This is a genomic window from Vibrio sp. Vb1554, from assembly GCF_033344235.1.
This window is the reverse complement of the sequence record NZ_JAWPOJ010000004.1, coordinates 12,979-39,631: the sequence shown is the minus strand read 5'-3', so window position 1 is coordinate 39,631 and position 26,653 is coordinate 12,979. Positions and strand designations below refer to the sequence as shown.

Sequence of the window (26,653 nt, the reverse complement as noted above, 5' to 3'; positions counted from 1 at the left end):
CTATTGGTTGATGACTTTTCCTGCTTGCTTAATCTGTGAACGCAACCACTGATGGGCGCTGTCGTTTGTGCGACTAGGATGCCAGATTGTGCAAAGCTCATACATTTGTTCATCAAATGGCATTGATAAAGATTTAACATGATAGGTGTTATTGAACAAGTTGATCATCGACTCTGGCATTAAACCAATGTATTCACTACCACAAATAATTGGGAGCATTTCTAGTACGCCTGAGGCTCGATACTTAATCTTTCTCTTATCCAAGTCGACAATGTCATCGGCGTTTAACAGGCTCTTACGACTCTGCCACTGCGAAACTACTACGTGTTCTTCTTCAAAAAATTGTTCAGCCGTAATCTCGTCATTCAGGCGGGGATGCGCTTCGCTACATACCACCACCAAACGCTCCGTAAGTACAGTTTCCAGTTTTAGCACCGTTCTTGCTCTTGGTGTGATATCAATGATCAAATCGTATCGTTGTAACCGCAGATCACTTTCAAAATCTTCCGTAAAAAGCGGATGTACTTCTAATGCAACATTTGGCGCCGACACACGGATTTGTTTCATGACTTGAGGTAGCAACTCAAAACTTGCAACGGACACACAGGCAATAGAAAACACTCTATTCGACACTTTAGGGTCAAACTCACTAGAGGCCGATAATGTCGAAGTGAAATTTTGTACTGAAGCTAGAAGAGCAGGATAAATATCCATCGCAAACGAGGTAGGCTCGACACCTTTAACGCAACGATGAAACAATGGATCATCGTAGATATCACGTAGCCTTGCTAGCGCTTTACTCACCGCAGGCTGGGTGATGTTTAAACGCGCCGCCGCCCGAGACAAGTTACGCTCTTCATAGATGGCAGTGAAAATGGGAATAAGATTAAGGTCGGTCGGTTTCATGCTATTAAATTTTTCAAAAGTCACTTTCTCTATTTTAATCTAACAGCATGATCCTTCACGTAGCCAAGTGCAATAAATGGGCGGTATCGCTTGTTTTAATGAGTTTTAACTCAATTTTGACGCACTTCATTCACCACATAAACTGGCACCATAGTGCAACGTAAAGCTTGACTTAGGCTTTGCCTAGGTAAGGGGTAAGAAACTCGCTGACTTCCTCGCCGCATAAACCAGTTTCTACCTCTATACCTGCTTGTTTTAGAATCTCGATACCTCGACCACTGTTGCGTGGGTCGGGGTCCAATATGGCTACGACGACTTTGCTTATGCCGGATTTGACTAATGTCACCGCGCAAGCTGGCGTGCGACCAACAAACGAACACGGTTCCAGCGTAACGTATGCCGTCACCGATTCTAACGAGCCTTGATACGCATTCAGCGCTTCCACTTCCGCGTGATTGCCACCAATCGCTTGAGTATGACCTTCAGAAACGATTTGATTGTCTTTCACTAACACGCAGCCAACCGGCGGGTTGGGTTGACATTCAGGAAGCGCATTTTTGGACACTTCCAATGCGCGGCGCATAAACTCTTGGCTCATTTAAACTCTATTCTCTAATAAAAACGAGGCGCTATATTAGCGCCCCGTTTTATTCATTGCCATCTCTTCCAATGACTTTGTCCAGTTCTGGTAACGCTCGCGGAATACGGAATTTAAAGCGTTTTTGTTTGGTCTGGACTTTGCGCCACATCGACTTCAGTAAATGAGCGCTATTTTCACCATTTTGCATTCGCGACGCACTTTTTTGCCACGATTCACTCGTATCGGCTTTGGTCATTTCTAGCTCGGCCGTATTTAAACGCAATTGTTTGTACAATATGGTCCTTGCTTCAGACCAACGTTTAGCCTTTAACAAACGGTGGAACGTCAGCCATGCTGGTGTCGGTCTGTTGCGGTAGTAACGTTTAATGGCTACCAATGAAATAATCACAAAACCCAGAAATACAAGCGTGGATACAATCCATGCAAAGTACGTTTTGATGAAGGATTTCAACGTGTGCTTCGCAGCAAATGTTTTGCCCTCTAACATCACCGTTTCCACTTGCTGAGTCTTACTGTTCCACCAACGAAACTCATAATCAGGCAGGGTTAATTCACCACCTTGTTGAATCACGTACACGCTCTCTTCTGTGCGTGTTGACTGGTAATCACCACGTGTTTGCGTATCTGTCAAACGGTGGGGTTGAGGATACGCTTGATAACGGGTTGTTGATTCTCCTTTCAACAAGTCTGGTAGCAATACAGATAGTGAATCTTGAGCCGAAATGGTGATTTTACGCGTGATTGCATCCCCAACTTTGAGTGACTCAGTGGAGGTATCCCACTCTTGCTTTACCTCTACATCTGTTGCAGAAAACCAAGGTGTCTCACCACTCAGCAGGCCCGATGGCAAGGCGGTTTTGAACTTAATCGGCTGCGTGTAAAGTGTGCCTGACACCTTCTCGCCGTCCGGCGCAGACACCTGAACGCCCACTGCGACAGGTGGAATCACAAAATCACCAGAAGCTTGAGGATACAAAGTCACTTCCCAGCGTTGACGCGACCAAGTTTGCCCCTCTTTTTGCTCAGTAAAGTTGGTTGCTAGTTGATTACGCTGTTTGGCGATAACATTGGGCATTTCAATATTGCCAATTCTCGTACCCCCCGTAAACCAACGCGGGGTTGCCACTTCGATGGTTAAAATAACTTGCTCATTGACGCTAAAGCTTGGTGTTTTACGCTTCTCTCCAGCCGTTGGTTGTTGACCAACCCACGCTTGTAACTCTACACCATGCTCTCGTTGAACGTCACGAATATCTTGAGCTAACACACTACTGCTCAGGAGGAAACCGAAACAGATAACTACCCACAAGGGTAAAGCAAAGGGCGTAAAACGGTGGCTTTTCATCATTGCACCGCCTCCTCTGTATTTTCGCTCGCAGTAGAGGTTGATTCTCCGGTTTCTATTGAACGCAATTGAATCTGAAACTTCGCATTTAAGAAGTATTTAGGATCCGCTTCGACTCGCTTTAACCATTTGTCGGCTAATTCTTGGCTACCTATGATGTCGTCTGCATTTAACGTCTCTTTAATCATCAACTCCGCTGACGTTTTTTCATCCGCCCCTTCTGCGGTTTGAGGGTTATCGCCTAGCTCGGTTGATGCTTCTTGCTCTGTTCCTGCCTGACTCTCACTCATCCGGTTGATGTCCTCTACAATACCACCAATCACTTTCAAGTTATGCTCAACATCCGGTCTTAGCCTCTCGCTCAACGTTGGCTTGTTGGCTAGGGATTTTAACAAGTCACGTGCAGCCAAATATTCACGCTGACGCGCCAATGCACTCGCCGCATTATAAAGACCGTAATCTCGAACCTCTTCGGACGGGTCGTTTTGCATTTCCAAAAACGCACTGTGGGCGAGTTCAAACTCGCTAGCGTAGTAGTACGCCGTGCCTTTGCGTAATGGATTGACAAAGTGTTTCGCGGCTTCTAAATACGCTTGTTTGTTAAACAAACGCTGTCCTTGTTGGTCTGGCGTTAGCCACAAATCCCACCACCATTGCGCTACCTTGTCGAAAGCCGTCACTTTTTGCACAACTTGTGGCTGCTCGGCTTTAACAGAAATGTTCTCCGCCAACGCACTGGTTGGCATCAATAACGTGCCGCTCACCATTACAATCACGCACCACTGCACTAACCACCCTTTTCTAAACCACAGCATCATGATCAGCGCGATTGGGAACAGAAGCTGATATCCCATGTCTTTCCAAGGCATTGAAGATTCGCCATTAAGCTGCATATTGCGCTCAACGTATCGATTCAGTTGCTCGATATCACTATTATCGACGGTCACTTCCACCAATCGACCGTTAGTCTGACTAGCCAGTTTTTGTAGAGAATCCAAATCCATTGGGTTGTTACTCACAATGTCAGCATTCCCTGCCGCAAGAATTAACAGTTGATAAGGTTTGCCCGAGAAATACGCTTGGTATTGCTCAATCGTGGCCGGGTTCACGCCGTCACTCACCAACAGAACAGTGGAGCCTGGTTGACCTTGCAATTGTTGGTCAATTAACGGCAATGCTTTTTCGGCAAGCTTACCTTGCACGGGCATAATTTCTGGCGTAATGGCCGCCAAAAACGGGTCAAATACTTTGCTGTCTTGAGTTATAGGCATCGCGACATGAGCACTGCCCGCGAACACGACTAAACCCGTTTTTCCGCCTTTTCGCGCGGCTAGCAAATCGCGTATTTTCTGTTTGGAACGCTCAAGGCGGCTTGGTGGGAGATCTTTTTGCAGCATCGAGTCGCTGTTATCAAGCACCACAAGCATAGAGGCTTTATCTTCGCCAAAGGGGGAAGATTCACGTTGCCACGTTGGGCCTGCACAAATCACAATGGCGATGAACACAATCAGCATCAAGAGCTTAAGCGGCAGTTGCTTACGCCAGCCTCGCTCACCTATCGTCAAAGCATTGCGTAAATGTTCGGGCAGAATATCCTTCCAGCTTGGCTTGCTTTCTTCTCGCCAGCGTAACCACACCAAGAAAAACATGGGGACCAAAGCCAGTAACCACAGTGGTCGAATAAAATGAAACTGCGTAAAGAATTGCGTCCAACTAAGAGAATCAAACATCGCTCTCTCCTAATGATGATCGTGTAACAGCCCTTCTTTTGAGTGTTGCGACGCTGAACGCGAGCAAATGCATGATGACCACTAACGCCATCAAATAATGATGAAGGCTTTGTTTTGGGCGGTATGTAGTGCTTTCGTAAAGTTGAGGTTCCAGTTTGCCAATTTCGTCGTAGGCAGCCGATAGTTCATCACGGTTGAGTGCTTCAAACGCTTCACCGCCGGATTCTTTCGCAATGCGATGAATTGTGTCCATATCCAACGCGGTTTCACCTATCGTTTCCGGATCACCCATCGCAATCACGTGCACTCTCACGCCTTTGGCTTTCGCAACTTTCGCCGCATCAATCGGTTCAACAAAACTGCCCGTGTCGTTACCATCGGTTAATACAATCGCGACTTTTTCACGGTTTTGATCTTGTTCTAAAGCACCACGCGACTTATCGCTTTGCTCAAAAACTTTAATCGCTAAGCCAATCGCATCACCAAGATGGGTACTCTGCCCTGCCATTGCCACATCGGTTTGGTTAAGCAGTTCGAGCCACACTTTTTGGTCTGCGGTAAATGGCGTTTGCACGAAAGCAGCATCACCAAAAAGCACCAAGCCTAATCGGTCACCTTTACGAGACTGAACAAACTCCGACAGCACTTCTTTTGCCGCATCAAGACGAGAAATTTTTTCGCCTGTACGTGAGGTGAAATCTGGCTCGGCCATGGAGCCCGAAAGATCCACCACCACCATCACATCGCGCCCTAAACTCTCGCGAACTTGAGGCTCGCCTAATACGGTGGGTTTTGCCATCGCACACACCACCAAAAGCCATGAGAGAATTAACGTTGCTCGTTGCCACCAACTCGGGATCAACTGGCTTGCACCTTCTGATGGCGTCTCGCCAATCGCTTCCACCAGCTGACTAAAAAACGGCACTTTGATCGCCATTTGCTTAGTGCGATATGCAGGCACCAAGTAGTACACCACCAACGGCAAGGGCAAAACCAGAAACCACATTGGGTGAGCAAATTCAAAACCAGACAAACCAGTTATCGATGCAAGAAGATCATTCATGTTGACCTCCCTGATGTGCTTTGCGTTTCAATCGTGGTGATTTATTTGCCGCGCTTTTTTGAGCATCACAACGGTGCTCACTCACCCAGTTTTTCGCACGAGCAATAAGCGTTACTCGCTCTTCGTTGGTTAGCGTAACGCTTGGGTCAACAATACTTTGTAGCCAGCACTTTGAAAGCTCATCGTTAAAAACCATTTGCGAGTTTGCTTGAGAGTCTCTGGTTTGCGGATACAGCGCATCGAGCTTGCGCAGAAAGGCGGTATCAAACAATTTCGCGTTGCGGCTATCAATATGAATCAGCACTATTTTAAGCACAGAGAACAATACTTTTGGCATGTCTTTGTCGCTCGGGTTGATTTGCGAAATCGCCAGTAGAGCTTCTTTTCGGTAACGATTATGCCACCATTGCCGAGCCAAGCGATATGCGAAATATACCAATGCAATGAACGCAACCGCCGCTAAAATTTTCCAGCCAATAGTTTGCGGGTACCAACTCACGCTAGATGGTACGGCCACATCATGCAGCTCTCTGAGTATGTAGGTACTTGGAGGTGTAGGAAGATCACTCATTTAACGCCCTCCTACCAGTTTTTGGAATTGTTTAATGTGCTCACCTGTCGTATCGAGTTCGATGTGCGGAAGGTGTTTCATCGCCATAAGTTGAGAGAGTGATTGACGCTGTAAGCTAGTTCGAGCCTCAAGCTTTGCGCTCGCAGCTTCTACCTTTGCTTTGCTGTCTAAATTGAGTTGATACTGCCCGTCACCAACCACCCATTTCGATTTTGCCAAATCGTCTGGTAGCGCTTGTTCTAATGGGTCACTGACCATCACTGCAAGAACATCGTTGTGCTGTTGTAGCTGTTTAAGGTGATCAAGGTGGTGCTCCTCGCAGTCGCTCCAGTCGCTGATAAAAATCAAAGTGGATTGCTTGAGCTTCATGCGTTTAATAAGCTCAATCCATTGACTGAACGTTACTTTTTCGGAATTGCAGGAGTCCACATTGAGCGATTGATTGGCTTTAGCGAGACGTTTAAGTTGCGCCAGAAGATCGTTTTGCGAACGCTGTGCCTTGCTGTGAAACAACGCCTGCGGGGATGCGATGACAAAACCGACTCGGTCGCCATCTTTTAATACTCGCCACCCACACATCGCTGCGATCTCTGCCGCGACAACTGATTTCATTACTTGCGTCGAAGCAAAAAACATTGTGCTTCTCTGGTCGACACACACGATTACGTTGCGATCTTTTTCTTCTGTATAGCTGCGCACGTGCGGCTTACCTGTACGCATCGTAACTTTCCAATCAAGGTTACGAATATCGTCACCCAATTGGTAATGGCGCAGCTCTTCGAAGTTCAATCCACGACCGCGAAACAACGAATTGTGTCGGCCAGAGAGTACGCTACCCGCTTTTAGATGAGGAAGTAAACTGAATGATTCTGCTTGTGCTTGCAGACGTACTAAACGAGCATAATCGCAGTACAAACGGGGATCCATCCCCTGTGATTTTGGCGCAAGAGTTGGCTTAGCCATAATGCCTCCCACTTACCCAATTTCTACACAGTCTAGCAGCTCTTGTACGACTCGTTGATGATCGACCCCATCTGCCAGTGCATCGTAGGTCAAAGAAAAACGGTGGCCCAATACAGACGGAACCATGGCACGCACATCGTCAGGAGTAACGTGGTCACGTCCTTGCATCCACGCATACGCACGAGCGCATTTGTCGAGTGCGATAGAAGCACGAGGACTAGAGCCAATCTCAATCCATTTTGCTAAGTTTGAATCGGCATAACGCTCTGGCTTACGAGTCGCCATCACTAACGCAACGATGTAGTTTTCCACTAGGTCTGATACCACGATGTTTGGTAACTGACGACGCGCTTCTAGCACCACGTCTGGCTCGATGTGTTTTGGCGTAATAATTTCGCTGCTGGTTTCCGCACCCAATTCTTCACTGCGCACCAAACGAATGATGTCACGTTCTGCGTCATCTTCTGGATAATCGACGGTAACCTTCATGATAAAGCGGTCCATTTGCGCTTCTGGCAGTGGGTACGTGCCCTCTTGCTCTACTGGGTTTTGCGTTGCAAGCACCATAAATAAGTCTGGCAATACGTGAGTTTTATCGCCTACTGTGATTGTGCCTTCGGCCATGGCTTCAAGCAGTGCCGCTTGTACTTTGGCAGGTGCACGGTTGACCTCATCAGCAAGTACAATGCTGTTAAAAATGGGCCCAGGTTGAAAGTGGAGTTGCGGCTTACCATCCAGCTCTTGATAAACCTCAGTACCCGTCACGTCAGATGGTAAAAGATCCGGCGTAAACTGGATTCGACCAAAACTGGTGTTTAACAAGTTCGCCAACGATCTTACGGAACGTGTTTTTGCCGTTCCCGGTAAACCTTCTAGCAGAATATGCCCATTTGTTAATAACCCGACGACTAAAGCTCGAACCACGTGGCTTTGTCCAATGACGCTTTTTTCTGTTTGTTCGATGAGTTCTTTTATCGCTTGTTGTGCGTGGTTCATAGGATACCTTTTCAATGGTTTAAGCCGTCTTTTCGATAGTTAAGTATAAGAACAAATGAAATAACTTAAGGTTATATTCACTATGTTATCTTTGCGGTTCTTGAGATTGGAGAAGTTGTGCAAGACCAACCAACATCGGTAACGCATAATCAAAGAACATTTTGATTCCCGAACACAAATAGTTTAGACCACTCTCACCATTCGGCGTTTTGATCAAACGGTTTTTTGGGCACTCACCCCAACAATAAGGCAAGTAAGGGCATTGCTTACAATACGTCGGCAATGAATCGCGTTTTGCCATGCCAAAAGTATATTGTCTTGTAGAGAAGGCCATTTCATTCAGTGAGTGTTCATGAATGTTGGCGAGTTTGTATTCTGGATACACATAGTGGTCGCAACTGAACACGTCGCCATTGTGCTCAATCGCCAACCCTTTGCCACAAAACTCCGCCGTCACGCAAAGCTGAGACGGTTTCCCCATTACTTGCGCCACCGCGGTTTCAAACAGATTAACCAGCACACGGCCAAGATCGTTATTCACCCACTCTTCAAAGGTCGCCATTAAAAAGCGTCCCCAGTCTTCAGGATCGACTGACCAATCCGTTACAATCGACATTGGATGCCCCGGTTTAGCCAGATCACTGCCTTTGGTTGGGATCATCTGTTCGTTCCAAAACTGCGGCGCGGTTGTTTGGAAGTTGTTGGCTTCTACCACCGGCGCAAACTGAATATAAGTCACACCCAATTCTTGGGTTAAAAATCGATATACTTCGAGCGGGTATTTCGCGTTGTGACGATTCACCGTGACCAACGCGTTGAATTTCACGCCATGCGCTTGGAGCTTATCTACCGCTTTCATCACCAGATCAAACGTCGGCTTACCGCTGCGGGTTTTGCGATATTTGTCGTGCAGCTCTCGTGGCCCATCAATCGACAAGCCAACTAGGAAGTTGTGTTCTTTTAAAAACGCACACCACTCATCGTTTAGCAAAATGCCGTTGGTCTGAAGGTCGTTTTCAATGCGAACGCCTTTCGGCTGATGTTTCTTTTGCAGAGCTACGACATTACGGAAATAGTCCAGCCCAAGCAGCGTTGGCTCCCCACCCTGCCATGAGAAAACAATTTCTTCGCCATCCTGACTTTCGATGTAGCTTTTCACGAACGCTTCCAATGTTGCGTCGTCCATTTTTGGCTGCTTTTCTTGGTGCAGTAGATTTTCTTTATGCAGATAAAAGCAGTACTGACAATCGATGTTGCATTTTGCTCCGCCCGGCTTTGCCATCACATGGAATCGACGGTCATACGCCTCCGGAACCGGTGATTTAGACGCCGTTTTAAGAGGAACAATAGGCATGGTAGTAGAATGGCGAGGGGAAATCTTACTCATACGTTTCTCACTATTAAATATACCCAAATAACCTCGTGAGCTTTGTACCACAAGAGTGAAGCTATTTGGGTATATAGCGCTCCGAAAAGCGCTATGGATTATCGATGTTCTTTATTACTTAGAAGACTTAGGTACGAATGAACCTGCTTCCATGCGAGGTGGGAACTCTTTAAACGTACCCATTACCTCTTTCACTTTCTCTACCGCTGGCATCATTAGGAATGAACGCTCGTACATCCAACGAGAGTAACCCATACCTTGGTCACCACGTTCGAATGGGTCGATACTCAAGTCGAAGATCAATGGAACACGAAGTTTAGTAAACGGCTTGCGCCATACATCCATGCCCGTTTCATTCTCTTGAATCATAAAGTGGAACTTGTACTTTCCTTGGCGTAATGCCACAAGATCGCCGTCATCGCTCCAGTAAACGAACTCATTACGAGCAGATTTGTCTGATTTACCCGTTAGATATGGCAGTTGGTTATAACCATCTAGGTGAACTTTATAGTCCATATCACCAACTTTCTTGCCTTTTAGTAATTCATCTTTAACTTTGGTGTCACCCGCTGCAGCAACCAATGTCGGGAAGAAGTCCTCTAATGACATCATGCCGTTGAACGTTTTACCTGCTTCGATGTTTCCTGGCCATTTAATCAACATCGGCACACGGAAACTGCCTTCCCAGCCAGTGTTTTTCTCAGAGCGGAATGGTGTCATCCCTGCATCAGGCCACAAATCAACCATAGGACCGTTGTCAGTGGTGTAAACAATGATTGTATTGTCATCCACACCCAACTCTTTGATCTTATTAAGTAGCTGACCGATTTGATCATCGTGCTGCTTAACACCATCCGCGTAGAAACCAGCACCTGTTTTACCTTTGTATTCTTCAGGAACATGCGTGAAGTTGTGCATGCGAGTGGTGTTAAACCAAGTAAAGAACGGCTTATCCGCTTTTACTTGTTTTTCTATGAAGGTTTCCGCAGCATCAAGGAATTCACCGTCAACATTTTCCATACGCTTACGCGTAAGTGGACCGGTATCTTCAATTTTGCCGTCAGCGTAAGAGTGGATTACGCCACGAGGGCCAAATTTCTTCTTGAACTCTGGATCTTTAGGATAATCCACGTTCTCTGGCTCTTCTTCCGCGTTCAAGTGATATAGGTTGCCGAAAAACTCATCAAAACCGTGGTTGGTAGGAAGGTGTTCGTCTCGGTCGCCTAAATGGTTCTTACCAAATTGTCCGGTTGCATAACCCATTTGCTTAAGCACGGTTGCAATCGTTGGATCTTTTTCCGAGATACCTTGCGGAGCGCCTGGTAAGCCCACTTTTGATAGACCAGTACGTTTTGGCATTTGACCGGTAATGAATGCAGAACGGCCTGCTGTCGAACTTTGCTGTGCGTAGAAGTTAGTGAACTTCGCACCTTCTTTAGCAATGCTATCGATGTTCGGCGTGTTGTACGCCATCATGCCTTGGTTGTAGGTACTAAGGTTCCAGTAACCAACATCATCACCAAAGATGACAAGAATGTTGGGTTTGTCCGCTGCGTGTGCAACTGCAGATGCAGCGCCTAATGCTAACGTACATGCGTTAAGTACGAGTTTTTTACTGCTCGTTTTGGTCGCATTTTTCATATTATCTCCAAGAGTTCGCTAGTGCGTAAAAATGGTATTCGCTTTTCAATACCATTGTTGATATAAGATAAAGCACTAATTTCAGGCGATAAATGCAGTCAGAATTAGTTAACCTATAAATTAAATTTATGAGTAACGTTATGGACTTGAATTTGATCCAAACTTTTCTTGTTGTCGCGGAGTTCCAATCTTATACGAAAGCCGCGGAACAATTGGGGCTTACACAACCCGCTGTGAGCGCTGCAATAAAGCGTTTAGAACAAGTGGTCGATAAGCAATTATTTGTCAAAAAAGGGCGAGGTATTGCACTAACATCCACCGCTTATCAACTGCTACCGCAATTCCAGCAAGCGGTTAATATCATTGATAATGCGATATCCGATAAGAATCATTTTGAAGTGTGTTGTTCCGAAATTTTATTGCACATTATGGACCCGATAAAGAACACTATTTTTTATGAATCACCACCCGAAAAGTTCTTATTATTTGAGCTGTTAAGACAACAAAAAGTCGATCTAGTAATCGATACGGTGATCACGAAAGATGCAGCGTTTATTATTGAAGATGCTTATGAGGAAGAAGCCGTGGTTATCTGTAGTGAGAACCATCCCCGTGTACACGGCACGCTCACAAAAGAGCAATTTTATGAGGAAACTCACTGTTTATTTTCAGGAAAATGGAACAACATGTCGGGGTTCGAGCAACTAGCAAAGGAAACAATTCAAGAAAGAAAAGTCGACTTGATCACATCTTCGCTAGCGGGCATGGCGCTGTATGTCGCCCAAAGAGACAGTTTAGGGATCGTGTCTCAATCTTTTGCAAACAAGTGGAGCAAAGCGCTCAAACTTCAAATTTTGCCCTGCCCCATTTCGATACGCTCTATCCCTTACAAGTTCGTTTACCATAAGCGAGAGGTAAACAACCCAGCCCACATCGCTCTACGTGAAAAAATCAAAGCCAACTTAACGGCAGCCCACTACGAACCAATTTGTTTATAACTCTTGTCAATTGAAGCGTTAGGCGTTTTCGTCATCAAGCTTTCTACAAACCTTAATAGATAGAATTTTACAGATAAAAAAGAGGCTCACGTTAATGAGCCTCTTTCTATATGTGATACTTCACTTAGCTTTTCCTACTTATTTGGGTTCTCTTTTAGTTTCTCCATCACTTGATCGAGCGAGAAGCTTGCTGCTTTTTGCCTTGGTGGGAACTCTTTAAACGTTTCAAGGAATCTGCCTACGTAAGCTTGCGCAGGAACAAGCATGTAAGCACGGTCTAGCATCCAATCGTAGTAAGTGTTAGAAGTGATATCAGCCACTTCGTAAGGATCCATACGCAAGTTGAAGATCTTAGGAACACGAAGTGTGGTGAATGGTTCAGCCCAAATACGCAACGTGCCTTTTGCTCGTTGCTCCATAAAGACCAGCTTCCATTTGTTATAGCGAAGTGCAGTTAAGTCTCCATCATCTGAGAAGTAAAAAATTTCTTCTCGTGGGGCCTTATCCTCTTTACCAGTCAAATATGGTAGGAAGTTATAGCCGTCTAGGTGAACTTTGAATTTCTTACCATTCGCACTATAACCTTTGAGCAATTTCTCTTTGATATTGTCATCACCCGCGGCAGCAACAAACGTTGGCATCCAGTCCATGTGATGCATGATATCATTCGAAACAGAGCCAGCTTTAATTTTACCCGGCCAACGTACCATCGCAGGAACTCGGTACGCACCTTCCCAGTTGGTATTTTTCTCTCCACGGAATGGCGTTGTACCTGCATCTGGCCACGAGTTCATGTGTGGGCCATTATCGGTGGAGTAAAAGACGATTGTGTTGTCTTTAATACCCAAATCATCCACTTTTTTCAGTAGCTGACCTACATGGTTATCATGCTCGACCATACCATCTGCATACTCGCTGATACCTGTTTTTCCAGAGTTCTCTTCTTTCACATGAGTACGGAAGTGCATACGAGTTGCGTTCCACCAGACAAAGAAAGGTTTTTCAGCCTTGACTGCACGATCCATAAAGTCGAGTGCCGCATCTAACGTCTCTTCATCCACGGTTTCCATGCGCTTGCGAGTTAGAGGTCCTGTATCCTCAATTTTGCCATCAGCGTACGAACGGATAACGCCGCGCGGACCGAACTTTTTACGAAACTCAGGATCTTTAGGATAATCGACGTTTTCTGGCTCCTCCTCGGCGTTCAAGTGATAAAGGTTGCCAAAAAATTCATCGAAGCCGTGATTAGTAGGAAGGTGCTCATCTTTATCACCTAAGTGGTTTTTACCAAATTGCCCTGTCATATAGCCCATCGGCTTCAGCATTTCGGCAATGGTTGCGTCCTCTTCCTTCAAGCCAAGATCAGCACCTGGAAGCCCCACTTTACTCAAACCTGTTCTAAGAACGGTTTGGCCCGTAATGAAAGTAGAACGGCCCGCTGTACAAGATTGCTCACCGTAATAGTCAGTGAACATCATGCCTTCTTTGGCGATACTGTCTATATTTGGTGTTTTGTACCCCATCAAGCCAAACGTGTAAGCACTGAGATTGGACTGGCCAATATCATCACCCCAAATGACGAGAATATTTGGTTTCTCTGCTGCGATACTGCTACTTGTCGCACCGATTAAAGCGGCGGCAAGAATCGCTAATCGGCGTTTAACGCCATATTTCGCTGTCATATAAACCTCTGTGTGTATTAGAAAAGTGCTTCCTGCAACAGAATGTATAGTTCACAAATAGCGGATAAGCGAATTTACTAAATGAGAATTCTTTCTATCTTCGCCTAACATTACACCGTTATTTGTAGCTAATACGCACTCCAATAGCACTTTAGTTCAGAGCGCCATCGCACCATTCATCACTACTGTTAATCTCAAATATTAAGATTGTCTACGCATATCACAGTGCCCATAAAGTACCTGATTGCTTTTATATAAATATTAATGATAATACGTTTTACTACCATTAATAATTAAGGTGCCCGCGTGCTTGACTCCAAGGTTTCAAATGGAAAAACTTACCAATGCCAACACAACGGCGTTCACCATAATGATGAGGAGCTATTACTAGATAAGCGCACTCACTCTGTGGTACTCAATTACTTGCCAAACAAGAAATCTGTTCAGTTAACAAGCATTCAATTTAAGCTGCTGCAAACTCTCACTCACCATCAAGATCAAGTACTTAGTAAGCATTTTCTTTACGAAACAGTACTAAAACGTGAATTTACTGAACATGATCGAGCACTCGATATGCACATGAGCAGAATGAGAAAGCGTCTAGTTCACGAAGGCGTTCCAACAGACAGAATTCAGACAGTCCACCGCCAGGGTTACATTTTCAAGCGCTCAGACAATCAACAGAAAAATTAACGCTAATTGGCCCAACTTTTGGTAATTGACCGCTTATTTTGCTTTAATTAATGCAAATTCGAATCACGTAAAATAACTCAATGAATTTGCGCTTAATTTTTACACTTTGCATTGCTACTTTGTTTGCCGGCTGTGCAACCTATGCTGGTCTTAACTATGACCAACTGTTTGGTCCACAGCTCGTGCGTGAACGCACAGTTGACGTGGAAACCCCTCAAGCAAACTTCTTCCAAAGCGAAGTTAAACCCATTATGGATAACCGCTGTGTCGTCTGCCACGCGTGCTACGATGCACCATGTCAACTTAAGCTCTCTTCTGTTGAGGGCATTGACCGTGGTGCGAGTAAAGCACTGGTATATGAAGGAACAAGACTCACAGCCGCAGCACCAACACGCTTATTCGAAGATGCAGAAACAACCCAAGAGTGGCGCGATGCGGGTTTTCATCCGGTTCTCAACGAACGTGATCAAAGCATGGCAGCCAACATTGATGCAGGCCTTATCGCACGTTTGCTACAACAAAAAGAGCGCCACCCATTGCCTGACCAAGTCCAGTTAGAAGGCTTTGACTTTTCGATAGACCGAGAGCAAACCTGTCCGACGATTGAAGAATACGAGCAATACGAGAAGGATAACCCAACCTGGGGCATGCCTTTTGGTATGCCAAATCTATCAAACAGTGAATACCACACACTCATGACTTGGTTGGAAAACGGCGCAATAATGAACGTTCACCAACCTGTTAGTGAGAATGAGCAAGCGCAAATAGATAAGTACGAAACATTACTTAACCACTCTGATTTGAAAAATCAGCTGATGGCTAGGTATATATATGAGCATTTGTTTTTATCTCATATCTACTTTTCAGAACTCGATGAAGATCCCCGATTCTTCACGCTCGTCCGCTCTGCTACACCACCAGGACAGCCCGTCAAACGTATTTCAACGCGTCGCCCGTACGATGATCCAGGGGTTGAACGTGTGTTTTATCGAATTATTCCAGAGCAAGGGACCATAGTAGATAAAACTCACATGCCATTCGCGTTAAACAAGCAACGCATAGAGAACTGGAAAACTTGGTTTATTGATGCTGATTACACGGTTAGCCAGCTCCCGAGTTATGCACCAGAAGTTGCTGCAAACCCGATGACATCATTCATCGACCTTCCAGTGAAATCGCGCTTTAAGTTCATGCTAGATAATGCACAAAATACAATAATGGCATACATCAAAGGCCCAGTTTGTCGTGGCCAACTGGCATTGAATGTTATCAATGATCGCTTTTGGGTGTTTTTCCTTGATCCAGATAAAGCAGACATCCCAGAAGTAAATGAGTTTTACCGATCTCAGGCTGATAACCTAAAACTACCGGCAGAACAAGAAAGTAACACGCTACCTGTTACCAACTGGGTCAAGTACGCGCGCCAGCAAGCTCGCTACCTAGAGGCTAAATCTGAGTTCACTAATAACTGGTTTAAAGAAGGTGAAAACCTATCCACCGATGTAATTTGGGACGGTAATGGCACCAACCATAATGCGGCATTAACGATATTCCGCCATTTTGATAGTGCTTCTGTTGTTCAAGGGTTAGTTGGTGAGCAGCCTAAAACAGTGTGGATTCTTGACTACGCGTTACTAGAGCGTATCCACTATTTGCTTGTTGCTGGGTTTGACGTTTACGGTAACTTCGGCCATCAGCTCATGACACGAATGTTTATGGACTTCTTGCGTCTAGAAGGCGAAAGTAACTTTATCTCGTTGTTACCCGCCGATATGCGCCATGAACTGCAATCTAGCTGGTATAAAGATCAAAGCCCGCAGTTGAGTGACTTTTTACAACGAAATGTGAAGCCGTTTAACCAACCAACCAGCGTTCAGTATAAGAGTGACGATCCAAAAACGGAGTTGGTGGAGTTGTTGAGCGAACATGTTTCAGATGTGCTTCTGCCTCGCTACGAAATTCAAGACACAGCTCTTTCTGCGAGTAGTGAAAAGCAACTAAAACGTATTGACCACGTTCGTGGTGAAGGCCTAAAAACCGTTCCGCAAATCACTATGCTTATGGTGAGAAGTCAATCAGGGGAAGATGAACTGTTCACCTTACTTCACAACAATGCACACACAAACATCTCTAGCTTGTTTGATGAAGAAAGTAACCGTGACTTTGCTAACGATGATATGACCATTGTACGCGGCGTTGTGGGAAGCTACCCTGCGGCATTTTTCTCGATCAACGAAAACCAAGTAAAAGATTTTGTCGATCAATTTAGTGCCATCCAAAACGAGTCCGATTACGTTAAGTTATTGGATAATTTTGCGATTCGTAGAAGCTCAGAAAAATTCTGGTCATTTAGCGATCGTTTACACAATTGGTACCGTACAAAACAACCGATCGAATTTGGATTACTTGACTATAATCGTTTTGAGAATCGATGATGATTTAAGGGGGTTCTCATGGGTATCCGAGATAACATTGCCGCTCTTGAACAACAGATTTACGTTGCTTGTTCTGAGGGAGACTACGAAACGGTCAATATGCTTGAGCATCAACTCGAATACTTACGTGGCAAAGTGGAACATCCTTTTGATGATGACCCTTATGCCCTAGACACTCGATTCGAGTGGGAAGATGACATGACCGAATAGAAAAAACCTCCGGAAAGCCGGAGGTTTTTTTATTTTCAATGCTCGATGGATTACTTCGCCATTAACTCATCCAGAGCTTGAATTGATGCAGACACTTGAGAAACTAAATCATCTTTAGTCGCATTATAGGTATCTAGAGGTTGAGGCGCGGCTTCAATTGCTTGGCAAGCGTTCATTAGCGCAGTTAGTCCTAAACTTCCTGCACTGCCCTTTAATTTATGGGCAAGGTTCTTTACTTCTTTACTATCATTGTCCTCAGCAGACGCTTGCAGCTTGCTTAATACATCGGTGCTGGTGGCTCTAAACAGATTAATAATGTGCAACATCTTATCTCTGCCCAAGATTTTCATATCGGACTCAATCACGCTCGGATTAATGATAACCACATCGGGTTCCTTTGTTTTAGGTGCTTGAACGACCTTTAATTGTAGCTCTTGTTCTTGAGGCGAAATTTGATCAAACGGGGTACAGTCGGCATTTTGTGGCAACAACAACGGCTTTCCGTCTAGCGCATCCTGAATCAATGCCGCGAGTGCCTCTTTTGCCAATGGCTTAGGCAAGTATCCGTCAAAACCAGCGGCTAGATAGCGCTCAACTTCTTCCGCAAAAACGTGCGCAGACACTGCAATCATTGGCGTGACGGCAAGCGCTTTATTGGCCGGCTTATCACACTCAATCCGCTTTAAGCGTTGGATCAACTCAGTTCCATCACAATCAGGGAGGTTGATGTCGACCAAAGCGATATCAAAATCTTGTGTGCTGATCAGTTGCTCTGCTTGTGAGCCGTTTTCTGCCATCACGACTTGGTGCCCCATGCTTTCTAGAAAACCTTCCGCGACCACTCGGTTGACTTCATTATCTTCTACTAGCAAGACCTTTGCTTTCACTTTGCAACGTGCGGTTGCCACGGTTCCTGTTTCAACAGGTTCGCTTTCCTCTAACGGAATAGAGAACCAGAATCGGCTACCATTTCCCTCTTCGGAATCGACTTCTAAAACACCGCCCATCGCTTCAATGATTCGCTTACTGATGGCAAGTCCAAGCCCCGTGCCTCCAGTTTGGCTCATCCCACCTTCAGCTTGCGTGAAGGCATCAAACAACGTTCTCTGGTATTTTTTGGCAATTCCTATTCCAGTGTCTGATACTTCAAACAGGACTTGCGACTCGTCCTCAGGGTTCAGGCTAACGTAGATATCAATTTCTCCTTCGTCAGTGAACTTAATCGCGTTACCAACGAGATTGTTCAGCACCTGACTGATTCTGGTGACATCCCCTTTCCAGTAGCGACTAACATCACTTTCAATATGGTAGGAGAACAGCAGCTTCTTCTCTTGTGCTCGACTGTTCATTAACTGGAAAGTGTCCTCCACCATTTGGTGTAAATCAAAGCCCATGTGACGAATTTCTAAATGCCCCGCTTCAATCTTGGAGTAATCCAGTACATCATTAAGGATCGCGAGCAACGTTTTACCACTACGATTAATGATTTCCGCATAACGCTTTTGAATTGGGTTGAGGCCTGAGTCAATCAACAAGCGTGCTGTCCCCAACACTCCGTTCATTGGCGTTCTTATCTCATGGCTCATCGTCGCCAAGAATGCCGATTTTGCTCGGCTCGCTTGCTCTGCTTGCTTGCGAGCTTTAGCGTGATTCAAAACCTCTTCATTCAAACGGCGGTTTGCTTGTTTTAACTGCGAAGTGCGCTGCTCAACGAGCTCTTCTAAATGCTCTTTATGCTCCTCAAGCTCTCGCTTGGCTTGAGCTTCACCCTCTGCTACCACTTTTAGTGCTTGCGCGGTATTACGAGCCGTGATGATGGCCTGCCCCATATGCGCCAACTCATCTTTGCCTTTCACTTCCAACTCAACCGCTAAGTTACCCTGCGCCACAGACAGCAACGCAGCGGAATATTCAGCTAACCGCTTCACAACAGAAAGGTACACCACACGCCATAAAATCAGCACCAATACAATCAAACCAACAATTGAAATAACGGTTAAAGACCACTGAGCGAATTTCAGTGTGCTGGTCAATTGGTCTACAGCGACGGTAGTGGTTTTGTTTGAATCATCAACCAATTTGTTGACCGTGCCATTAAGCTCTGAGAACAACTCTAATGTCTTTTGCATCAGTTGTTGTGACTGTTCGTTATTCTCGTATTGCTGCATCAGTATAGAAAATACGACCTGACGCTTACCAAGCTCTATGAGCAGTTGGCTCATTTGCTTAGAGCGCGTAGGATCTTCCACAGCGAGTACACGGCGTTGCATGATTTTGAGGTTGCTATCGAAATCACTTTGAACCTGTTGAATTCGCTCAATATTCGTTAATGTCCGAGCCTCTTCAATCTGATTCAACATTTTAAAGGCCAACAAGTGCAGTTCATGTAATCGCTCAGTCAGATCAAGATCGACCTCCACCAGTGCATCTAGCGCCTGATAAACTTGCGATTTTTTATTCGATTCTAATAAGTCATAAATATGCGTGACGTTAGCAACAGCAATGGTGCTTGTATTCTGAACTTGCGTACGAGTTAGTTGTTCTAGCTCTTCACTGAGCAGACGCATTTCTTCAACACGAGTATCTATCTCTTTTGCAAGCCACAGCTTTTTTTCAACCGAAACACCGAGTTCTGCCAAATTGTCGATAACGTTCTGGACGTTATTCTCTAAAGCTTCTAACAATTGAGAATCGAACGACTCACTCCCGAGCTCCTTGATGTGAGTGAGTAAAGACTCGAGCTGTTCGAACAGCACTCGCCCTGACTCCTTTCTTTCCTGCTCGTTTCTTGCGTTCGACAACATTTGTACAGACGAAATAATACGAGTACTCAACTCAGAGACTTGCCTCGCCTCAATCATGGCGGGAATCGCAGAATCCACGACATTTCTTTCGGTTTTGGCAACCAAAGAAAATCCAGACACACCAATAAGTGCCGATAACATGACCAGTATTGCCATCGCAATGAAAGACAACAAAAGTTTACGACCGATGCTTGCAGTTGCTAGCAGCATATTTTCATGACCTTAATGTTCGTGTTCAGCGACATATTACGTTATATTTTGCAGTGTTTACTTAATCTATGCCAACGAACTTCATTTCATGGTTAAAAATCAACACGCATTTCGCACATTTTTCAAACATTCTGCAGCTACTTTAACCCTCGTTGCTTCTTTGCCAGCGGTTGCCGCAGAGAAAATATGTGCAATATACCCTCACCTAAAGGATTCATACTGGTTGTCAGTAAACTATGGAATGGTGTCCGAAGCGAAAAGAGAAGGTGTCGAGCTACGAGTTCTTGAAGCGGGCGGCTACCCAAACAAAACCCGTCAAGAACAACAACTCGCACTGTGTAACCAATGGGGAGCAGATGCAGTTATCCTTGGGACCGTGGACCCACAGGCTTACGAGCATTCACTTAAAAATTGGGTAGGGAATACTCCCGTTTTTGCTACTGTGAACCAACTCGACTTGGATGAAGAACAAAGTGAGTTGCTAAAAGGGACTGTCGGTGTTGACTGGCATTGGATGGGATACGAAGCGGGTCAATATTTGGCAGCTCGCCATCCAAAGGGGTCAGGAAAAACCAACATTGCCTTACTTTTGGGGCCGCGAACTCGTGGTGGTACGAAACCCGTTACTGCCGGATTCTATGAAGCGATACAAGGAAGTGATATCAACATTGTTGACTCATTTTGGGCAGACAACGACAAGGAGTTACAACGTAACCTAGTTCAACGTGTGATCGATATGGGAAATATAGATTACATTGTTGGCAGTGCAGTGGCGATTGAAGCGGCCATCAGTGAGCTGCGCAGTGCCGGCAAAGCTGAGGAGATCGGTCTAGTTTCTGTGTACTTAAGTCATGGTGTATATCGAGGCCTGTTACGTAACAAAGTGCTCTTCGCACCAACAGATAAAATGGTGCAGCAAGGTCGGCTTTCCATGATGCAAGCAACGCATTACTTAAGAGGTAAAACGTATGACAAACATGCCTCACCAACCATCAAACCACTGACTCCGAAGACGCTTCATGACGACACGATCGAAGAATCGTTATCTCCGTCAGAATATAGGCCGACATTCCGTGTTAAGGCTGTTGATTGAAAGACCAAAAACGTGTTCTATTGAGTCACAACAATTTTAAAATCATACAAACGGAAACATCTTGATGCAAAAAACCATTCGTACCATGCCAACCCATAAACATGTGGCTTTGGTTGCTCACGACAACTGCAAACCTGAGCTACTTCGCTGGGTAAAAGAAAACAAAGAAAAGCTACAGAGTCACTTCCTTTACGCAACTGGCACGACAGGACACATGCTAAGTAAAGAAACTGGACTTGCGATCAAGAGCATGATCAGTGGTCCGATGGGCGGTGATCAACAACTAGGCGCTCTTATTTCAGAAGGCAAAATCGACGTTCTCGTTTTCTTTTGGGATCCACTGAATGCCGTACCTCACGACCCAGACGTTAAAGCGCTTCTTCGTATTGCTAGTGTTTGGAATATTCCTGTAGCAACGAACCGAGCCACCGCTAAGTTCCTGTTTAACTCCCCTCTTCTTGAGCAAGAAGTAGACATCGAAGTGCCGGATTACGAAGCCTATCTTGCTGAGCGCATGTAAGCTTTGATGCTAACCAAATAAAGCAAAGGCGATACCAAGTATCGCCTTTACTGTTTTTAACATTCTAAACGTTGCATTTAACGAGAAGTCACGATGGGATAGTCACCATTAACGAGCTCTTGAACGAATGCAGATCCCGCACCAGTATGCGTAATCCAAACCTTCTCTTTCGCACGTGTAATCGCCACGTAAAATAGCCTGCGCTCTTCTGCGTAAGGGAATTTGTCTTTGGACTCCGTCAACGCACCATCAATGTGAATTTGCTTCTTCTTAGCGGGGAATTGCCCCTCATCCACAGAAAGAATAATCACAAAGTCAGCTTCGCGTCCTTTACTCGCATGGCAAGTCATAAAGCGAATATCGAGATTAGGGAAACGTCGCAACCAATCGTCGAACAAATCGGGCTTATGATAATGGTTACGTCCTAGCAATAAAACTGACTTGGTTTGCTTGGCTTGTTGATTCAAGTGGTCCAAGATCTTTTCCACTTGATTGCTCGGCGCGGTATGTACGCTCTTCTGCTTGCGTTGTTTGTGGCTGTTTAATGTTTTCGGCAACTGCGATGGGTTTTGCTGCACGAATGTATTCGCTACATCACCAATCTGATTGTTGAAACGATAAGTTGTATCTAAGTGATGGACGGTTGAGTGAGCAAAGCGTTCTTTAAAACCAGTGATAAGATCGACATCCGCTCCTGCAAACTGATAGATCGCTTGCCAATCGTCGCCAACAGCAAATAACGTGGCACCTGCTTGTTTCTGAGTGGATTCACACAGTGCTTCAATCAATGCCAGACGATCTGGAGAGATATCTTGATACTCATCGACCATAATAAAGCGCCATGGCGAGACAAACTTCCCTTTATTCACATAATCTGTCGCACGACTGATCATGGTTGGGAAATCCACTTGGTTGCTTTCTTTAAGCATTTTCTGCCACGCTGTAAAACATGGCCAGCATAAGGCGAGTTCACTATTTAAACGCGTATAGTCTTGGTGGTTTACGAGCTTTTCTTGTACTTGCTTTTTGGTCAAGCCCACCGCCGCTAAATGAGACAGCTGCGAATCTAGCCAAGCGATCAGTTTTGGATTTTCTGAATGGCTTCCTAACTCATCATCCCCTTTTAGGTACGCAATCGGCCATTTGTCTAAATGTTTTTGCCAACGTTTAAAGTTGGTGGGTGTCATCCAATGTTTTTTCAACCAGTCTACACACCATGCTGTTCGTTGATTTTCGTCCAACGCTAAAGGACTAATTTCGACAGGTTGCTGTTCGACTTGTTTAAGAATATACAAACCCAACTGATGGAATGTGTTTACGCGCACACCGTCTGCCGCCATGCCCACTTTATCTACTAAGCGTTCTTTCATTTCAGTCGCCGCATCACGACCGAACGCTAACATGAGAAGCTCTTCTGCTTGAGCTTGATGGCTTTGCAACAAATAGGCAACTCGTGCGGTTAAAACGCTGGTTTTGCCCGAGCCGGCCCCAGCAAGAACTAAGTTGTGGTCGTCGTTGAGTAATACCGCATATTGCTGGGATAAATTCAAAGGAGAGGATTCAATTTGATTAAACAGCACTTCCCAATTTGGACGTTCTGCTTCTAGCCAATCGCGATTACGCTCACCAAGCGCCTCAGAGGTATCAATGAGCCAAGGCTCTATTTGCGACATACGATTCGGCATTCGCATTTTGGCTTCTTCTAGGGTGGTTTTCATCTCGCTTAACTCTTGGTTAAGACTTTCAACCCAGGAGACCACTTGAGAATGCGATAAGTAAGCAGGCAAGTGCTTTAGTTTGTAAAGCTCTTCTTCCCACTTAGGTAGATACTCAGCCAGTTTTCGGCACTGAGTGTTGTGCCACTCTTGATATTGACGAACGGCCTCAAGCGCGAACTTTCGGCATTGTGGCCACGGTAAACCTTGGACTAGCCAGCTTTGTTGTTTGCCTTCGTGTTCATGAGCAAAAAACTGTAAAGAGCTCCATAATAACCCACGCTTTACGCTAACTTTGCCATTCCAGATCGTAAAAGGAATATGTTCTTCACTGCCTATCGAGCTTAATAAAACACTGTTCTCTTTTATTTCGACCTGATGGTACTCATTTTGAATAAAAAACTGTGCTTTGCTAGTGGCAGTAAGCTGCATGAAACGTGCGCCTTTTAGTTTAGAAGTTGTCGATTTATATCATTTTAAGGCGCTAAATTGTAGCAACTGCGAGCACCTAAGTAAGCTTCTTCTTCTATTCTTTAATAAAATTCACATTACTGTCGATTTAATAACCTAAAGCTGAGGTTATTTGAAGCTGGCTTTACAATCCTCAACACATGACCTGGCAGCTTTAATATAAGTCAATGACATCTCTGCTGATTTTATCAGCAACCACGAATTTTTCTTAAAGTAAATCATAAACGCGCTATAGTGGGTCTGGTAGTATTCCCCCTGTTCTTCATCGGAAACATAAGGCGCACTGTGCAAGCAACTTCTAAATTTCGGCTATATTGGGCAAACAAGACGATAAATTACAGCGTTCTTATCCTCATTACCTTACTGGGTGTGGTTATCCCAACTTGGTACTTCGAGCAAAACACGCTGATAACGCCATTAATATTAGGCGTTATTGCTGCTGCTTTGGCTGAAAGTGATGACAGTTTCACTGGACGCATCAAGGCTCTGATTCTCACCTTTCTCTGTTTTGCGCTTGCTGCTTTTTCAATTGAAATCTTGTTCGATACCCCTTGGGCTTTTGCGTTGGGATTATTTATCTCAACCTTCGGCTTCATCATTCTTGGGGCGATAGGTCCTAAGTACGCGAGTATTGCTTTTGGTTCGTTGCTGATCGCTATTTATACTATGCTTGGCGCACATGAAAGCACCAACATTTGGTTTCAGCCACTACTGCTTTTAACTGGTGCCGCCTGGTATTACTTCATGTCCATGATTTGGCAGATATTTTGGCCTCTTCAACCGGTGCAACAAAGCTTAGCCAATGTGTTCTTCCAAATGGCGAATTATCTTGATGCGAAAGCCAAGCTTTTTCACCCTGTGACCAACTTGACGCCACAACCGCTACGGATTGAAGCTGCAAAATGCAATGCTGCCACGGTTACGGCACTAAACGCTTGTAAAACCACATTACTTAACCGATCGAAACGGGGTCACATTGATGGGCCTAGTGACCGATTTTTAAATATTTATTTCATCGCTCAAGACATTCACGAACGCGTCAGTTCTAGCCATTATCGCTATCAGGATTTAGCGACCGAATTTGAACGTTCTGATGTGCTGTTTCGTTTTAAATATCTTTTGGAGTCTCAAGCCCAAGCGTGTCGTGATATTGCACTAGCCATTCAGCTAGGAAATGAATACTCCCATACCGATCAATCTATTCTGGCATTAGCTGAAGTACAGAACTCTCTTGCTTATCTAGAAGAACAAAAGCAAGGGCACTGGAAACGTCTTCTGATGCAGTTAACATATTTATTCAACAACTTAGCGACGGTAGAAAAACAACTTAATAACATTAACAACCCAGATGTCGAAGGCCTAGAAGAAGATACCCTCGCCGATACCAACCCACACACGCTAAAAGCGATGTGGCAGCGTATATCAGCAAATTTACACAAAGATTCGATGCTGTTTCGGCATGCATTACGTATGTCAATTGCCTTAACGATTGGCTATGGAATCATTCAAATATTCAACATCGACCGAGGTTACTGGATACTCTTAACCACTTTATTCGTATGCCAACCGAACTACAGTGCCACTCGCCAAAAATTGACGGCGCGAGTAATAGGTACATTAGCTGGTTTGTTGATTGGTGTACCATTGCTGACTTTTTTCCCTTCTCAAGAAAGCCAGTTAGTATTTATCGTTATCTCTGGTGTGATGTTTTTCGCCTTCCGGATGAACAACTATGGGTACGCGACTGGTTTTATTACACTGCTCGTCCTCTTCTTATTTAATCAACTAGGTGAAGGTTACGCAGTTGTCCTTCCTCGACTAGCAGATACCCTCATCGGGTGTGTACTTGCAGTAGGAGCTGTATTAGTTATTTTGCCCGACTGGCAGTCGAGAAGGCTTCACAAAGTTATGTCGGATGCGATAGAGGCAAACAAGCAGTATCTCGATCAGATCATTGGTCAGTATAGAATCGGCAAGAAAGACAATTTGAGTTACCGTATCGCTCGCCGCCAGGCCCACAATAATGATGCCTCACTCTCTTCTGCGATTAGTACGATGCTGGCGGAGCCTGGCAAATATCGCGCAGCTGTTGATGAAAGTTTTCGCTTCCTAACGTTAAATCACGCAATGTTGAACTATATTTCTGCATTAGGCGCGCACAGAACTCGCATCGAAGATGAGTCAATTCATAAACTCGTTTTAGATGCTCACCGTTGTATTCATCAACATCTGGATGTACTTCATAAACAGCTTCACCAGCATTGTGAGGAGTGTGACCTATCTAATATTGATGATGCTGGACTCGAGCAACGCTTAAATGAATGGCGCGATGAAGACGACAGCTCTGCCCGCATGGTATTGCAACAACTCCATCTTATCTATCGCATGCTCCCAGAGCTTCATTCACTTGCTAGCAAGTTTGCCGTCAGAGTAAGTTAGTAACATTCAAACCATATGTAAGAGGGAAGCGCTATATCGCTTCCCTTTTTATTTTTACGTTTCCACCTACCCCAAAGTGGGTAATTATGTACCTTCTTAGGAAAAATCTGACGTATCACTTAACACACCTTGACAATATTCGGACAAAAAGCAATCGATCAAATTCTAATCTATTTTGGT

At 44.9% G+C, this 26,653-nt stretch carries 20 protein-coding genes; 7 read left to right on the top strand and 13 right to left on the bottom strand.

Annotated features, from left to right (window positions below; genetic code table 11):
• The 10 genes from R8N28_RS05030 to R8N28_RS04985 form a co-directional block, all read right to left on the bottom strand.
• Positions 1-906, bottom strand: a complete 906-nt coding sequence (locus R8N28_RS05030; RefSeq protein WP_005376541.1) for a LysR family transcriptional regulator — start codon at positions 904-906, stop codon at positions 1-3.
• 172 nt (positions 907-1,078) lie between these two features.
• Entirely contained in the window at positions 1,079-1,504 is a 426-nt protein-coding gene (locus R8N28_RS05025; RefSeq protein WP_005376542.1) for a bifunctional diaminohydroxyphosphoribosylaminopyrimidine deaminase/5-amino-6-(5-phosphoribosylamino)uracil reductase RibD, read from the bottom strand.
• A 49-nt stretch (positions 1,505-1,553) separates the two neighbouring features.
• Positions 1,554-2,855 carry a BatD family protein gene (locus R8N28_RS05020; protein WP_065275243.1) on the bottom strand — a complete coding sequence of 434 codons (1,302 nt, stop codon included), beginning with the start codon at positions 2,853-2,855 and terminating at the stop codon, positions 1,554-1,556.
• Entirely contained in the window at positions 2,852-4,582 is a 1,731-nt protein-coding gene (locus R8N28_RS05015) for a VWA domain-containing protein (RefSeq protein WP_065275242.1), read from the bottom strand. Before R8N28_RS05015 ends, R8N28_RS05020 begins: the two co-directional genes overlap by 4 nt.
• Entirely contained in the window at positions 4,575-5,645 is a 1,071-nt protein-coding gene (locus R8N28_RS05010; protein ID WP_065275241.1) for a vWA domain-containing protein, read from the bottom strand. Before R8N28_RS05010 ends, R8N28_RS05015 begins: the two co-directional genes overlap by 8 nt.
• Positions 5,638-6,216 (bottom strand): DUF4381 domain-containing protein, encoded by a 579-nt coding sequence (locus R8N28_RS05005; RefSeq protein WP_017635361.1) that lies wholly within the window; start codon positions 6,214-6,216, stop codon positions 5,638-5,640. The genes R8N28_RS05010 and R8N28_RS05005 overlap by 8 nt, the downstream gene beginning before the upstream one ends.
• Positions 6,217-7,179, bottom strand: coding sequence for a DUF58 domain-containing protein (locus R8N28_RS05000; protein WP_017821549.1), 963 nt, complete (start codon positions 7,177-7,179; stop codon positions 6,217-6,219).
• Positions 7,180-7,191: 12 nt separating this feature from the next.
• Complete coding sequence (locus tag R8N28_RS04995) at positions 7,192-8,175, bottom strand: AAA family ATPase (protein ID WP_065275240.1); 984 nt, start codon at positions 8,173-8,175, stop codon at positions 7,192-7,194.
• 85 nt (positions 8,176-8,260) lie between these two features.
• Positions 8,261-9,562 (bottom strand): anaerobic sulfatase maturase, encoded by a 1,302-nt coding sequence (locus tag R8N28_RS04990; protein ID WP_065275239.1) that lies wholly within the window; start codon positions 9,560-9,562, stop codon positions 8,261-8,263.
• A gap of 114 nt (positions 9,563-9,676) precedes the next feature.
• Positions 9,677-11,203, bottom strand: coding sequence for an arylsulfatase (locus R8N28_RS04985; protein WP_047008268.1), 1,527 nt, complete (start codon positions 11,201-11,203; stop codon positions 9,677-9,679).
• 140 nt (positions 11,204-11,343) lie between these two features.
• Here R8N28_RS04985 and R8N28_RS04980 point away from each other — a divergent pair, with 140 nt between their 5' ends.
• A complete protein-coding gene (locus R8N28_RS04980) occupies positions 11,344-12,201 on the top strand; it encodes a LysR family transcriptional regulator (protein ID WP_017635364.1) in 858 nt (285 codons plus the stop codon).
• A 134-nt stretch (positions 12,202-12,335) separates the two neighbouring features.
• Here R8N28_RS04980 and R8N28_RS04975 read toward each other — a convergent pair whose 3' ends face one another.
• Complete coding sequence (locus tag R8N28_RS04975; RefSeq protein WP_005376560.1) at positions 12,336-13,883, bottom strand: arylsulfatase; 1,548 nt, start codon at positions 13,881-13,883, stop codon at positions 12,336-12,338.
• Between the two features lie 306 nt (positions 13,884-14,189).
• Here R8N28_RS04975 and R8N28_RS04970 point away from each other — a divergent pair, with 306 nt between their 5' ends.
• The 3 genes from R8N28_RS04970 (at position 14,190) to R8N28_RS04960 (ending at position 17,221) form a co-directional block, all read left to right on the top strand.
• Positions 14,190-14,576 (top strand): winged helix-turn-helix domain-containing protein, encoded by a 387-nt coding sequence (locus R8N28_RS04970; RefSeq protein ID WP_017635365.1) that lies wholly within the window; start codon positions 14,190-14,192, stop codon positions 14,574-14,576.
• 80 nt (positions 14,577-14,656) lie between these two features.
• On the top strand, positions 14,657-17,011 hold the full coding sequence (locus R8N28_RS04965) for a fatty acid cis/trans isomerase (protein WP_065275237.1): 2,355 nt from the start codon (positions 14,657-14,659) through the stop codon (positions 17,009-17,011).
• Between the two features lie 18 nt (positions 17,012-17,029).
• Positions 17,030-17,221: a hypothetical protein gene (locus tag R8N28_RS04960; RefSeq protein WP_005376565.1), complete on the top strand. Its 192-nt coding sequence runs from the start codon at positions 17,030-17,032 to the stop codon at positions 17,219-17,221.
• A gap of 50 nt (positions 17,222-17,271) precedes the next feature.
• On the opposite strand, the gene torS is transcribed toward R8N28_RS04960, so the two are convergent.
• Positions 17,272-20,235 (bottom strand): TMAO reductase system sensor histidine kinase/response regulator TorS, encoded by a 2,964-nt coding sequence (gene torS / locus R8N28_RS04955; RefSeq protein WP_064369292.1) that lies wholly within the window; start codon positions 20,233-20,235, stop codon positions 17,272-17,274.
• 43 nt (positions 20,236-20,278) lie between these two features.
• Here torS and torT point away from each other — a divergent pair, with 43 nt between their 5' ends.
• Both torT and R8N28_RS04945 read left to right on the top strand, forming a co-directional pair.
• Positions 20,279-21,328, top strand: coding sequence for a TMAO reductase system periplasmic protein TorT (torT, locus tag R8N28_RS04950; protein WP_081051359.1), 1,050 nt, complete (start codon positions 20,279-20,281; stop codon positions 21,326-21,328).
• A gap of 64 nt (positions 21,329-21,392) precedes the next feature.
• A complete protein-coding gene (locus R8N28_RS04945) occupies positions 21,393-21,848 on the top strand; it encodes a methylglyoxal synthase (protein ID WP_005376571.1) in 456 nt (151 codons plus the stop codon).
• 77 nt (positions 21,849-21,925) lie between these two features.
• Here R8N28_RS04945 and helD read toward each other — a convergent pair whose 3' ends face one another.
• Positions 21,926-23,995, bottom strand: coding sequence for a DNA helicase IV (gene helD, locus R8N28_RS04940; RefSeq protein ID WP_053303491.1), 2,070 nt, complete (start codon positions 23,993-23,995; stop codon positions 21,926-21,928).
• A gap of 324 nt (positions 23,996-24,319) precedes the next feature.
• Here helD and yccS point away from each other — a divergent pair, with 324 nt between their 5' ends.
• Positions 24,320-26,473: a YccS family putative transporter gene (yccS, locus tag R8N28_RS04935; RefSeq protein ID WP_005376573.1), complete on the top strand. Its 2,154-nt coding sequence runs from the start codon at positions 24,320-24,322 to the stop codon at positions 26,471-26,473.
• Positions 26,474-26,653: the final 180 nt, after the last annotated feature.